The organism is Streptomyces sp. 63XJN7_1_ISO-PGPR-S23-121, from assembly GCF_056173025.1.
Window position 1 is genome coordinate 6455937 of sequence record NZ_CM149653.1, and the last position, 12434, is coordinate 6468370.

10 protein-coding genes and 1 pseudogene are annotated in these 12434 nt (G+C 70.5%); 6 read left to right on the forward strand and 5 right to left on the reverse strand.

Annotated features, from left to right (window positions below):
• Positions 1 to 59: 59 nt before the first annotated feature.
• Together AC0VYN_RS28945 and AC0VYN_RS28950 are read right to left on the reverse strand one after the other, a co-directional pair.
• Positions 60 to 992 (reverse strand): oxidoreductase, encoded by a 933-nt coding sequence (locus AC0VYN_RS28945; RefSeq protein ID WP_475533327.1) that lies wholly within the window; start codon positions 990 to 992, stop codon positions 60 to 62.
• Between the two features lie 255 nt (positions 993 to 1247).
• Positions 1248 to 1805, reverse strand: coding sequence for a hypothetical protein (locus tag AC0VYN_RS28950; RefSeq protein ID WP_475533328.1), 558 nt, complete (start codon positions 1803 to 1805; stop codon positions 1248 to 1250).
• Positions 1806 to 1938: 133 nt separating this feature from the next.
• Between AC0VYN_RS28950 and AC0VYN_RS28955 the strand changes: the two genes are divergently transcribed.
• From AC0VYN_RS28955 to AC0VYN_RS28970, 4 genes are read left to right on the forward strand one after another with little or no spacing between them, the layout of a single operon-like run.
• Positions 1939 to 2232 carry a hypothetical protein gene (locus AC0VYN_RS28955; RefSeq protein WP_475533329.1) on the forward strand — a complete coding sequence of 98 codons (294 nt, stop codon included), beginning with the start codon at positions 1939 to 1941 and terminating at the stop codon, positions 2230 to 2232.
• Positions 2233 to 2289: 57 nt separating this feature from the next.
• Positions 2290 to 2544, forward strand: coding sequence for a hypothetical protein (locus AC0VYN_RS28960; RefSeq protein ID WP_475533330.1), 255 nt, complete (start codon positions 2290 to 2292; stop codon positions 2542 to 2544).
• Between the two features lie 13 nt (positions 2545 to 2557).
• Complete coding sequence (locus tag AC0VYN_RS28965) at positions 2558 to 3451, forward strand: MbnB/TglH/ChrH family RiPP precursor modification enzyme (RefSeq protein WP_475533331.1); 894 nt, start codon at positions 2558 to 2560, stop codon at positions 3449 to 3451.
• Positions 3448 to 3975 carry a hypothetical protein gene (locus AC0VYN_RS28970; protein ID WP_475533332.1) on the forward strand — a complete coding sequence of 176 codons (528 nt, stop codon included), beginning with the start codon at positions 3448 to 3450 and terminating at the stop codon, positions 3973 to 3975. The genes AC0VYN_RS28965 and AC0VYN_RS28970 overlap by 4 nt, the downstream gene beginning before the upstream one ends.
• 60 nt (positions 3976 to 4035) lie before the next feature.
• Here the strand turns inward: AC0VYN_RS28970 and AC0VYN_RS28975 are convergent.
• Both AC0VYN_RS28975 and ppdK read right to left on the reverse strand, forming a co-directional pair.
• A pseudogene (locus tag AC0VYN_RS28975) lies at positions 4036 to 4143 on the reverse strand (dehydrogenase); the annotation flags it as partial.
• 288 nt (positions 4144 to 4431) lie between these two features.
• The gene (gene ppdK / locus AC0VYN_RS28980; protein ID WP_475533333.1) at positions 4432 to 7179 is read right to left on the reverse strand and encodes a pyruvate, phosphate dikinase; all 2748 of its coding nucleotides are present in this window, start codon (positions 7177 to 7179) and stop codon (positions 4432 to 4434) included.
• A gap of 518 nt (positions 7180 to 7697) precedes the next feature.
• Here ppdK and AC0VYN_RS28985 point away from each other — a divergent pair.
• Positions 7698 to 9578, forward strand: coding sequence for an alkaline phosphatase family protein (locus tag AC0VYN_RS28985; RefSeq protein ID WP_475533334.1), 1881 nt, complete (start codon positions 7698 to 7700; stop codon positions 9576 to 9578).
• A 45-nt stretch (positions 9579 to 9623) separates the two neighbouring features.
• Here the strand turns inward: AC0VYN_RS28985 and dusB are convergent, their stop codons facing one another.
• Positions 9624 to 10790 carry a tRNA dihydrouridine synthase DusB gene (gene dusB, locus AC0VYN_RS28990; RefSeq protein WP_385463471.1) on the reverse strand — a complete coding sequence of 389 codons (1167 nt, stop codon included), beginning with the start codon at positions 10788 to 10790 and terminating at the stop codon, positions 9624 to 9626.
• Positions 10791 to 10895: 105 nt separating this feature from the next.
• On the opposite strand from dusB, the gene AC0VYN_RS28995 reads away from it, so the two are divergent.
• The gene (locus AC0VYN_RS28995; RefSeq protein ID WP_475533335.1) at positions 10896 to 12341 is read left to right on the forward strand and encodes an MFS transporter; all 1446 of its coding nucleotides are present in this window, start codon (positions 10896 to 10898) and stop codon (positions 12339 to 12341) included.
• Positions 12342 to 12434: the final 93 nt, after the last annotated feature.

A 12434-nucleotide genomic window follows, 5' to 3' on the forward strand; every position in this document is an offset into this window, starting at 1 on the left:
GACGCACCGTCCGTCCCAGCCGGCCTGGTCCGAACGACAGACCCTGGTCCGCACCGCGCTCAGGAACGCAGCGCCTCGTAGGTGACCCCCGTCAGGCGTTCGGAGGCGGACCAGAGCCGCTCCCCCATCGCGTCGTCCCGGGTCCGGGGTGCCCGCCAGGACGGTGCGGGCGCCCCTCGCCACATCGCGAAGGACGGGCCGGTGAAGGAGTCGGGGGCCACGGCGGGCGCGGTGGCCGCGTACAGGACGGGCAGCGCGCCCGCCTCGGCAGGCTGGGCGACGGCCAGGTTGGTGAGCAGCATCAGGCGCTCGGCGACCCGCCGCCCCTCGGCGCGCGGTCCGGCGGTCTGGAGGTTGGTCGCCGCGTACCCGGGGTGGGCGGCGGCGGCCGTCACGCGCGGGCCGCCGTCCCGCGCCGCCAGCCGGCGCGCCAGTTCGTGCGTGAACAGCAGGTTGGCGGACTTCGAGCGGGCGTAGGCCGTCCACCGCCCGTACCGCCGTACGTTGTTGAGGTCGCGCGGGTCGATGTCGGCCAGCGCGTGCAGCATGCTGGAGACGGTGACGACCCGGGCGTCCGGCGCGGCGAGCAGCGCCGGCATCAGCAGTCCGGTCAGGGCGAAGTGCCCCAGGTGGTTGACGCCGAAGTGCGTCTCGAACCCGTCCGCCGTCGTGCCGTGGGGCAGCGCCATCACCCCGGCGTTGTTGACCAGCAGGTCGATCCGCCCGTACGGCAGCGCGCTCGCGAACTTCCGGACGGAGGCGAGGTCACCGAGGTCGAGCCGCGCCGTCTCCGCGTCGGCGTCCGGCACCTCGCCGGTCAGCCGCTCCAGGGCCGCCCGGGCCCGCCCCTCGTCGCGGCAGGCGAGCACGACCCGCGCACCCTTGCGCGCCAGCTCCCGCGCGACCACGTACCCGAGCCCGCTGTTGGCCCCGGTGACGACGGCGGTCCGCCCGTCCTGATCGGGGATGTCGCGCACGCTCCAGCCGGCCATCGACGGCTCCTTCCCGATCTCCCGGACCTCGTCCCACCGTACGCGCAGGCACCCCCGGAACGGAGAGCTACCGTCCGGTCACGTCACGGGTCCTCCATATCGACGCCGCGGGTCCCTCACCTCACTACGTTCGTCACTCCGCGTCGCCCCCGGCCCCGACCCGGGCGCGCATCCGACGGCCCGGCATCCTCGCGCTGACCCGCTTCCAGGAACAGCCACCGACCCTTTCGGCAGGCGGCTCCCCTTCGCGGAGTCTCAGTACGGCGCCATCACGAGGTCGCCGATCACCCGCAGCCCGACCCGGGCCGCGAGCCACGGCGCGCGTGCGGCCTCGACCTGCTTGACGTGGACGAACACCGTGCAGTCGGCGGCGGGTTCCCGCAGGTCGAGGTCGCGGGCACGCACGCACAGGGTGACGAACGCTCCGCGGGTTCCTCCCGCCGCCAGGCCCACCTCGGGAGCCTCGGGCCAGGCGTTGAAGTCCCACCGCACCGACGCCGGGCCGTCACCCACCGCCTCGAGGAACGGCTCCACGGCCCGGGCTGCCCCGGCCCAGCGGCGCAGCCGGACCGGCAGGCAGGCCGCCGGGTCGTCCCCCGTGTCCGAGGCGCCACCGCTCGCCCCCTCCGCCCACCAGTCGGCGTCCGGCAGCACACCCAGCACCTTCGCCAGGGAGCGCGGCGAGGAGATGCGGGCATCGAAGTCGACTTCCAGATCCCTCAGATCGGCGATCCCCAGCAGCCTCTCGACGACCCGCAACCCCTCCGCCAGGTCCGCGGTCCGAAGGATGGGCTGCGCATAGGAGTTGGCCACGACGCCCAGTGTGCCAGCGCGGTCGGCCGCGCACGGCCGGCCGACCCCCGCCCGGGTCCTCCGGGGGCACAGGCGCTCCGCCCGGAATGGCTTCACCCGGGCAGCGATCACTCAAACGCACCTCCCCGGCTGCATGGCGATACCGGAGGTGCTCATCTGGAGAACGAGAGGACGCAGCCCCCAGCGGAAGGAGCCGAAAGTTCGCCTTTTCCTGGAGATACTTCAGCGCTATCCGGGAACTCTGGTCGACCTCCACAACGCAGTTCTCACGGGCGACCAGGACACGGTACTGAAGGCCGCTTCGACCGTGGGCCTCAGCGAAGAGCGCTTCCAGGAGGAAGGCGGCGGGATGTGGGGATGGATCGCCCTGGCTGCGGGGATCACCATCGCCTACGCCGCGTGCACGAAACCACAGCACCCCAAATGAGTTTCCCTGGTCGGCTCAACCGCTCGACCCCATCCCGTACGGAATCGGAGTGGCCACATGGAGCAGCAAACCGGCGCGAGCAACGCGCAGGCAGCACGGAACGTCACAGTCACTTTCAAGCCGGACACCGAACTGGAAGTAGTCCACAAGGCGGTTGAAGACCTGATTCGGAAGCTGAAGCCGTCAGGATGCACAAGGTGCGGCCTGGCGGGTATCGACCTGACTCTCCGTAGCGGTGACCCCGAAATCCACAGCGGCCTGAACGAGCTTCTCCGCGACGACGACGTCATCGGCGTGGATGTACGACTCTAGCTGGAGCCAATTCGTGACCGCACCTGAGTCGCGGAGTCGTCGGCTGCCGGGGATTGCGACCACTTACACCCCCGGCGACCGCAACCTCCTCGAACGACTCCTGCCCTTGGTGGATCACCTGGAAGTGACGCCCGACGCCTTCGTCGACGAAGATTCCGACGGGGCGAGCCTCCGGCTTGACGCTCTGCATGAGCTGAGGGATGTGGCGAGCGACGCCACCGTGATCGTCCACGGGGTCGGACTGTCCCTCGGTTCCTACGACGGCTGGTCGGACGACTACCTCCGCTGCCTCGATCAGCTCGAGGAGACGGTGGACATCGCCTGGCACAGTGAACACCTCGGATACACGAAGGTACACGGCGAGTTTCTTGGCACAATGCTGCCTCTTCCTCGAACGGAAGAGGCGCTTGATCTTGCCGTCGAGCGCGTCACAGCCATTCAAGAGCGTTACCCCGTCCCGTTCCTCCTGGAGAACGTGGTACGCCTGATTCCGGACCATGGCAGCGACTACACGGAGGCAGCATTCCTCAATGAACTGACATCGGCCACTGGGTGCGGACTCCTTCTCGATGTCTACAATCTGGAATGCGACCAGGCGAACAATGGTTTCAGAATCGAAGACTTCCTGAACGAACTCGACCTGTCGGCCGTACGAGAGATTCACGTTGCCGGCGGCGTCGAGCACAGAGGGATGATGCTGGATGTGCATTCACGCCCCATCAAGAAGTCGACGCTCGACCTGGCGAACGAGGTGGCCTACCGGACACCGCTCGTGGAAACCGTCACTTACGAACTTCTGGACGAGGCAGTGCCGATCCTCGGGCCGGACCTGATCGCCTCCGAGCTGGTCCGACTGCGGACAGCGCTGGAGTCCTCACCCCTCGCCGACCTGGCAGTGACCCGATGAAGCTGGCGGAGCTGCAAGTCGGCCTGTTGACCCTGCTGAAACACAGAGAGCAGGAACCGAAGAACGATCACCCGTACTTCCGTAGGGTACGGCTCTCGGGGCGGCTCTCAGTGCTCCAGGAGATTGCAGGGTGGTGGCGGAGTCTTGCGATCGAGAGAACTTGCATTCTGACATCGACCCTGCTCAAGAAGCGCGGAACCTTCGACGAAGTAGCAGGTCGATTCGCCGGCAGGCCGGATGCAACGCCCTACCATCAGCAGCAGGCAGCCGTCTTCCTCGCCGACATGAGTTGCCACAGTGATCCGCTCGTCGCTGCCGTCGCCGGTTTCGAAGGTGCTCTTCTGGCAGTGAAGGCGGGAAGTGCGGCAAACCCTGTCACCATCGACTGGCAGCACGCCCCGTACGCGGTCCTGGAAAGCCTGTTGCTGGGCGCACCGCTTGACGAGGAGAAGCACCGCGGCGCCTATCGGACAGTGGTGGGCCGTGACATCCCAGGGTTGTTCTACGTGGAGCCACTGCGGTAAGGGCTGTCAGCCAGGACGGGTGGGAGGAACGGTGTCGTCCCGCACCGTGCGACCCGCCCGTCACGGAGCCGCAATGTCGAAGCCGCCGTGGGGGCCGTCGGCCGGGAGGGTGGCGAGCCGGATGGCGATCGCGGCGCCCTGCCCGGGCGTCCGCGGTGCGGAGAAGCCCCGTCGTCGGCGCCGCGGGTGACCACGGTGATCGCCTGGCCGCCCGGCAGCCGCTCCCCGGCGGTCGCGTCACTGGCGGGCGTCGCGGGCAGCGTGACCGCGGCGACGCCCCGGCCCGGGTGACGACGGAGCCGAGCGAACGCCGGCTCCCTCCCGGAGGACGACGCACGAAAGGGCGGCACCCCCGCACAAGGGTGCCGCCCCTTCTCGTGATCCGGAGCCGCCGCCGATCGGTGAGGGTGGTCGGGTGACAGACGGCGGCTCCGGGGTCCTGTGCCCCGCGCGGGGTCAGCGGTGGTCGCTGCCCTGCGAGGTGACGGCCGCGCGGCCGGCCTCGAGCCGGGCGACCGGGATGCGGAACGGCGAGCAGGAGACGTAGTCCAGACCCACTTCGTGGAAGAAGTGGACCGACTCCGGGTCGCCGCCGTGCTCACCGCAGACGCCGAGCTTCAGTTCGGGGCGGGTCGCGCGGCCGGCCTTGGCGGCGGCGGCGACGAGCGAGCCGACACCGTCCTTGTCGATCGTCTCGAACGGGGAGACGCCGAAGATGCCCTTCTCCAGGTAGGCCGTGAAGAAGCTGGCCTCCACGTCGTCGCGGCTGAAGCCCCACACGGTCTGCGTCAGGTCGTTGGTGCCGAAGGAGAAGAACTCCGCGGCCTCGGCGATCTGGGCTGCGGTCAGCGCGGCCCGCGGCAGCTCGATCATGGTGCCGATCGACAGCTTGAGCTTCGCGCCGGTGGCCGCCTCGACCTCGGCGATGACCTGGTCGGCCTCGTCGCGGACGAGCTCCAGCTCCTGGACGGTGCCCACCAGCGGGATCATGATCTCGGCGCGCGGGTCGCCCTTGGCCGCCTTGCGCTCGGCGGCGGCCTCGGCGATCGCCCGGACCTGCATGGTGAACAGGCCGGGGATGACCAGGCCGAGGCGGACGCCGCGCAGACCCAGCATCGGGTTCTGCTCGTGCAGCCGGTGCACGGCCTGGAGCAGGCGCAGCTCGTTCTCGTGCGGTTCCTGACGGGACTCGGCGAGGGCGACGCGGACCGACAGCTCGGTGATGTCGGGCAGGAACTCGTGCAGCGGCGGGTCGAGCAGGCGGACGGTGACCGGCAGTCCGTCCATCGACTCGAAGAGCTGGACGAAGTCCTGCTTCTGCAGCGGCAGCAGTTCCTTGAGGGACTCCTCGCGCTCGGCCTCGGTGTCGGCCAGGATCAGCCGCTCGACCAGCTCGCGCCGGTCGCCGAGGAACATGTGCTCGGTGCGGCACAGGCCGATGCCCTGGGCGCCGAAGCGGCGGGCGCGCAGCGCGTCCTCGGCGTTGTCGGCGTTGGCGCGCACCCGCAGCCGGCGCTTGCGGTCGGCGAAGGCCATCATGCGGTGCACGGCCTCGACCAGCTCGTCGGCGTCGTCGGCGCCCGGGTGCATGCGGCCCTCGAAGTACTCCACGACCGGGGAGGGGACCACCGGGACCTCGCCCAGGTAGACCTTGCCGGACGAGCCGTCGATCGAGATCACGTCGCCCTCCTCGACGACGTGCCCGCCGGGCACGGTCATCCGGCGGCGCTTGGTGTCGACCTCCAGCTCCTCCGCGCCGCAGACACAGGTCTTGCCCATGCCGCGCGCGACGACGGCCGCGTGGGAGGTCTTGCCGCCGCGCGAGGTCAGGATGCCCTCGGCGGCGATCATGCCGTCCAGGTCGTCGGGGTTGGTCTCGCGGCGGACGAGGATGACCTTCTCACCGGAACGGGACCACTTCACGGCGGTGTAGGAGTCGAAGACGGCCTTGCCGACCGCCGCGCCCGGCGAGGCCGCGATGCCCCTGCCGACCTTCTCGACCTTGGCGCTCTCGTCGAAGCGCGGGAACATCAGCTGGGCGAGCTGGGCGCCGTTGACGCGGGAGAGCGCCTCGGCCTCGTCGATCAGGCCCTGGTCCACGAGCTGGGTGGCGATGCGGAAGGCCGCGCCCGCGGTGCGCTTGCCGACGCGGGTCTGGAGCATCCACAGCTGGCCGCGCTCGATCGTGAACTCGATGTCGCACAGGTCCAGGTAGTGGTTCTCCAGAGTCTCCATGATCCGCATCAGCTGGTCGTACGACGTCTTGTCGATCCGCTCCAGCTCCGCGAGCGGCACGGTGTTGCGGATGCCCGCGACGACGTCCTCACCCTGGGCGTTCTGCAGGTAGTCGCCGTAGACGCCCTGGTGGCCGGAGGCGGGGTCGCGGGTGAAGGCGACGCCGGTGCCGGAGTCGGGGCCGAGGTTGCCGAAGACCATGGAGCAGACGTTGACGGCGGTGCCGAGGTCGTGCGGGATGCGCTCCTGGCGGCGGTAGAGCTTGGCGCGCTCGCCGTTCCAGGAGTCGAAGACCGCCTTGATGGCGAGGTCCATCTGCTCGCGCGGGTCCTGCGGGAAGTCCCGGCCGGCCTCCTTCTTGACGATCTTCTTGAAGGTGGCGACCAGCTTCTTCAGGTCCGCGGCCTCTAGCTCGGTGTCGACCGTGACCTTCTTGGCCGCCTTGGCCTTCTCCAGCGCCTCCTCGAAGAGGTCGCCGTCGACGCCGAGGACGGTCTTGCCGAACATCTGGATCAGGCGGCGGTAGGAGTCCCACGCGAAGCGGTCGTCGCCGGCCTGCTTGGCCAGGCCCTGCACCGACTTGTCGGAGAGGCCGATGTTGAGGACGGTGTCCATCATGCCGGGCATGGAGAACTTGGCTCCGGAGCGGACCGACACGAGGAGGGGGTCGTCGGCCTGGCCGAGCTTCTTGCCCATCTTCGCCTCGAGGGCGTCGAGGTGCGCGCTCACCTCGTCACGCAGTGCCGCCGGCTCCTCGCCGCTGTCGAGGTAGGTCTTGCAGGCCTCGGTGGTGATGGTGAAGCCGGGAGGGACCGGAAGGCCCAGGTTGGTCATCTCGGCGAGGTTGGCGCCCTTGCCACCGAGGAGGTCCTTGAGGTCCTTGTTGCCCTCGGTGAAGTCGTAGACGAACTTCACGCCCTCAACGCCGGTGCCCTGCTCGGCTACCTGGGGTTCTTTGTTTTCCGACACGGGTCTCGACTCCTCGAGGACGCGGTGGCTGCCCTGACGGCGAGGAATGTACCCAGATCGAAGGCACCTGGGTACGTCCACTTGTGCGTCATGCGCCTGTAACCACTCGTCCGCCAGCGGATTGAAAGTCAAAGCTTGGCAAGCGAGCGGCGGTCTGTGTTTTCACTTCTTGAACGAATGGACTCCCGTCGACCCGGCGTATCGCTCACATGAGCGCCATTCTCTTCGTCTGAGTTCAATCGATGAACGATCATGGGATGGCACTCAGTGCCACCGTTTGGAGAAGTGGACTCGGTCAAGATCCGCTCATCTGAGCAGTGTCGCTATCAGAGGTGGCGAGAATCACGCTGCCACAGCCTGCCGGATTTCACCATGCGGACGTCGTTCCGGGACGCCGTCCGGGGCGCGGCCGCACCGGGCTGAACGCATCCCGGGCGCGGGACGTACATCAGTGCGGCGGACCCGGGCCCCCGCACCGGGTCCGCCGTCCACCGGGTTCCACAGGGAAGGACCTTCGGGTGCCTGTCTTCACGCGCTTCCACCGGCCACCGCACACGGCCGCCGACGCCGCCGGCACAGGCCCGGACCCAGACGCCAGCACCAGCACCAGCACAGCCGCAGGCACAGACACCGGCACCGCGGAGACGGCGGACTCGGCACCGGGAGCCGCCGCGGGGCCCGGCGCCGGAGATACGGCGGTACCCGCGCCCCGCCGCCACCTCGCCGCCCGCCGCGCCCACTGGCGCGCCTGGCGCACCCGCCATCCCGTCCCCGCGCGCGTCCTCCGCCGGACCACCACGGTCCTGGCCGCCGCCCTCGTCCTCGCCGCGCTGCTCCTGCCGAACACCTACATCGCCCTGGAGCCGAACCGCTTCACGCAGATACCCGGCGAGGCGGTCGTCGGCGCCGCCGTCCTGCTGGGCCTGCCGCGGCGGCCCCGGCGGGCCGTGGCCGTGCTGTGCGGCGGGTGCCTCGGCGTGCTGACCCTGCTGAACCTGCTGGACATGGGCTTCGGCGAGTACCTGGGCCGCGGCTTCAACGTCGTGCTCGACTGGGGCCTGCTCGACGACGCCCGCGCGTACGTGGCGGACTCGCTGGGCGGGACGGTGGCGACCCTGGCCGCCCTGGGCGCCGTCGCGCTCTCGCTCGCGCTGCTGGTGTGCACGGTCCTGGCGACGGTCCGCCTGGGCGATCTGCTGGCCGCGCACCGGGACCGGGCGACGCGCGGGGTGCTGGCCGCCGGCGCCGTGTGGATCACCTGCTCGGTCCTCGGTCTGCAGGCCCTCGGCATGCCGCTCGTCTCCGGCCGGGCCGCCCACGCCCTCAGGGCGCAGACCGAGCGGGTGGTGGACACGGTGCGGGACGAGGCGGCCTTCGCCAGGGAGGCGAAGGACGACGCCTTCGGGGCCACGCCCGGCGAGGAGCTGGTGCCGGACCTGCGCGGCAAGGACATGATCTTCGCCTTCATCGAGAGCTACGGCCGCAGCGCGGTCGAGGACCCGGCCATGGCCCCGGGCGTGGACCGGACGCTCGACGCGAGCACGAAGGCGCTGGCGGCGGCGGGCTACCGGGCGAGGAGCGGCTGGCTGACCTCGCCCACGTACGGCGGCGGTAGCTGGCTGGGCCACTCCACCTTCCTGTCCGGCCTGTGGGTGGACAGCCAGCAGCGCTACCGCACGGTGACGTCGGGCGGCCACCGCACGCTGACCGCGATGTTCGGCGACACGGGGGCCTGGGACACGGTCGGCATCATGCCCGGCGTGCAGAAGACCTGGCCGGAGGCCCGCTTCCACGGGCTGGACAAGGTCTACGACGCCCACCGGCTCGGGTACGAGGGGCCGAAGTTCAGCTGGTCGACCATGCCGGACCAGTACGCGCTGGAGGCGTTCCAGCGGCTGGAGCACGGCGGGAAGCGCGCCAAGCCGCTGATGGCCGAGATCATCCTGACCTCCAGCCACCAGCCGTGGGCGCCGATCCCGAGGATGGTCGGCTGGGACGAGCTCGGCGACGGCTCGGTGTTCGACGGGGTCGAGGCGGCGGGCCGGAAGTCCGCGGACGTCATCGCCGACTCCGCGCTGTCCCGCGAGGAGTACGGCAGGTCGATCCAGTACTCGGTCACCTGCCTCACCCAGTGGCTGGAGCGCTACGGCACCGACGACACCGTCCTGGTCTTCCTCGGCGACCACCAGCCGATCGCGCGGGTCAGCGGCGACGGGGCGAGCCGGGACGTGCCCGTCTCGATCGTCGCGAAGGACCCGAAGGTGCTCGGCGCGATCGACGGCTGGAACTGGACCGACGGCCTCCGGCCGGCCCACGACGCGCCGGTGTGGCGGATGAGCTCCTTCCGCGACCGCTTCCTGACGGCGTACGGCTCGACCCCGCGTCCGTCCAAGGGGTGAACGCAGGGGTGAACGCCGGGGTGAACGCGGCAGGGGCGGACGCGATCAGCCGCCGGAGGTGTCGAGTTCCGCTTCCTCGCCGACGCCCGCGCAGTCGTACGGGTCCTTCAGCCAGCCGTCCGGCAGGACGACCCGGTTGTTTCCGGAGGTACGGCCGCGGGGGCCGTCGGCGCCGGTGGGCCAGGGCTGGTCGAGGTCGAGCTCGTCGAGACCGGCGCGCAGCGCCTCCAGCGAGGAGGTGATCGCCAGGCGCTTGCGCATCTCGGAGCCGACGGCGAAGCCCTTGAGGTACCAGGCCACGTGCTTGCGGAAGTCGATCACGCCGCGGGCCTCGTCGCCGATCCACTCGCCGAGAAGGGTGGCGTGCCGGACCATGACGTCGGCGACCTCGCGCAGCGTCGGCCGGACGAAGGCGTCCGTGCGCCCTTCGAAGGCGGCGACCAGGTCGGCGAACAGCCACGGGCGTCCGAGGCACCCGCGCCCGACCACGACGCCGTCGCAGCCGGTCTCGCGGACCATGCGCAGCGCGTCCTCGGCGGACCAGATGTCGCCGTTGCCGAGCACCGGGATCTCCGGGACGTGCTCCTTGAGGCGGGCGATGGCCTCCCAGTCGGCGGTGCCGCCGTAGTGCTGGGCGGTGGTGCGGCCGTGCAGGGCGACCGCGGTCACGCCCTCCTCGACGGCGATGCGGCCGGCGTCGAGGTAGGTGAGGTGGTCGTCGTCGATGCCCTTGCGCATCTTGATGGTGACGGGCAGGTCACCGGCGCCGCTGACGGCCTCGCGGAGGATGGCCCGCAGCAGGTTGCGCTTGTACGGGAGGGCGGAGCCGCCGCCCTTGCGGGTCACCTTGGGCACCGGGCAGCCGAAGTTCAGGTCGATGTGGTCGGCCAGGTCCTCCTCCGCGATCATGCGGACGGCCTTGCCGACGGTCGCGGGGTCGACACCGTAGAGCTGGATCGAGCGCGGCTTCTCGGTCGCGTCGAAGTGGATCAGCTGCATGGTCTTCTCGTTGCGCTCGACCAGCGCCCGGGTCGTGATCATCTCGCTCACGAACAGGCCCTTGCCGCCGCTGAACTCCCGGCACAGCGTGCGGAAGGGCGCGTTGGTGATTCCGGCCATCGGCGCCAGCACCACGGGCGGTGCGACGGTGTGCGGGCCGATCTGCAACGGCGGCTTCGCGGTGGCGGGGGCGGGCGTGGTGGGCGTGGACATTCCTCCATTGTCACGCACGCGGAGCGGTGCTCGGCCTGCGCCGCCGCGAGATCATGTAACGGTCATTAGTTAACCGCACTATCGAAGCGGCGTACGATGGAGATCATGCCCGAGCTGACCCACCGCCGACGCCTGCTCGTGCTCGGCATCTGCTGCATGAGCCTGCTGATCGTGAGCATCGACAACACGATCCTGAACGTCGCCCTGCCCGCCATGCAGCGTGACCTGCACGCGAGCACGTCGGGGCTCCAGTGGACGATCGACGCCTACACGCTGGTGCTGGCCGCGCTGCTGATGCTGGCCGGCTCCACGGCCGACCGGATCGGCCGGAGACGCGTCTTCATGACCGGACTGGTCGTCTTCACCGCCGGCTCGCTGCTGTGCTCGCTGGCGCCGGACCTGTCGTCGCTGGTGGTGTTCCGGATGGTGCAGGCGGTGGGCGGTTCGATGCTCAACCCGGTCGCCATGTCGATCATCACCAACACCTTCACCGACGCGCGCGAGCGGGCCCGCGCGATCGGCGTGTGGGGCGCGGTCGTCGGCATCTCGATGGCCGCCGGTCCCCTGGTGGGCGGGCTGCTGGTGGAGTCGGTCGGCTGGCGCTCGATCTTCTGGGTCAACCTGCCGGTGGGACTCGTCGCGCTCCTGCTCACCCTGCGGTTCGTCCCCGAGTCCCGCGCCCCCAGGGCCCGCCGTCCCGACCCGCTGGGCCAGCTGATGGTGATCGTGCTGTTCGGCTCCCTGACGTACGCGATCATCGAGGCGCCGAGCGCCGGGTTCCTCTCCGTGCTCCCCTACGCCGTACTGGCGCTGGCCGCGCTCCTCGGCCTGCTGCGCTACGAACCGCGCCGCGCCGAACCCCTCATCGACCTGCGCTTCTTCCGGTCGGTGCCGTTCAGCGGGGCCACCGTCACGGCGATCAGCGCCTTCGCCGCGCTGGGCGGCTTCCTGTTCCTGTCCACGCTCTACCTGCAGAACGTGCGGGGGCTGAGCGCCCTGCACGCCGGCCTGTGGATGCTGCCGATGGCCGTGCCGACCTTCCTGTGCGCCCCGCTGTCCGGACGGCTGGTCGGCAGCCGGGGGCCGCGGGTGCCCCTGCTGATCGCGGGCGGTGCGCTGACCGTGAGCGGTGTCCTGTTCGCCGCCTTCGAGGCGGAGACGTCGAACGTCACCCTCTTCATCGGGTACGTCCTGTTCGGCGTCGGCTTCGGCTTCGTCAACGCGCCCATCACCAACACCGCCGTCTCCGGCATGCCGCGGGCCCAGGCCGGCGTGGCCGCCGCCGTCGCCTCCACCAGCCGCCAGCTCGGCCAGACCCTGGGCGTGGCGGTGATCGGAGCGGTGCTGGCGGCGGGCGTGGGCGCGTCGTCGTACCGGTCCGCGTTCGTCTCCGCCGCCCGTCCCGGCTGGTGGATCCTGGCCGCCTGCGGCCTGGCGGTCCTGGTCCTCGGCGCCGTGACGACCGGCCGCTGGGCCCGCCGCACGGCCCGGCGCACGGCGGAGGAACTGGAGGCACCGGAGGTACGGCAGCCGATACGAACGAGCGCCTGACGACGCCCCCCGCGGCGCGGGCACCCGCACGACCTCCCCCCGGGGGGGGCACGCCCCTGCCCTGAAGGGGCGCGTCCCGCCGGCGTCGCTTCG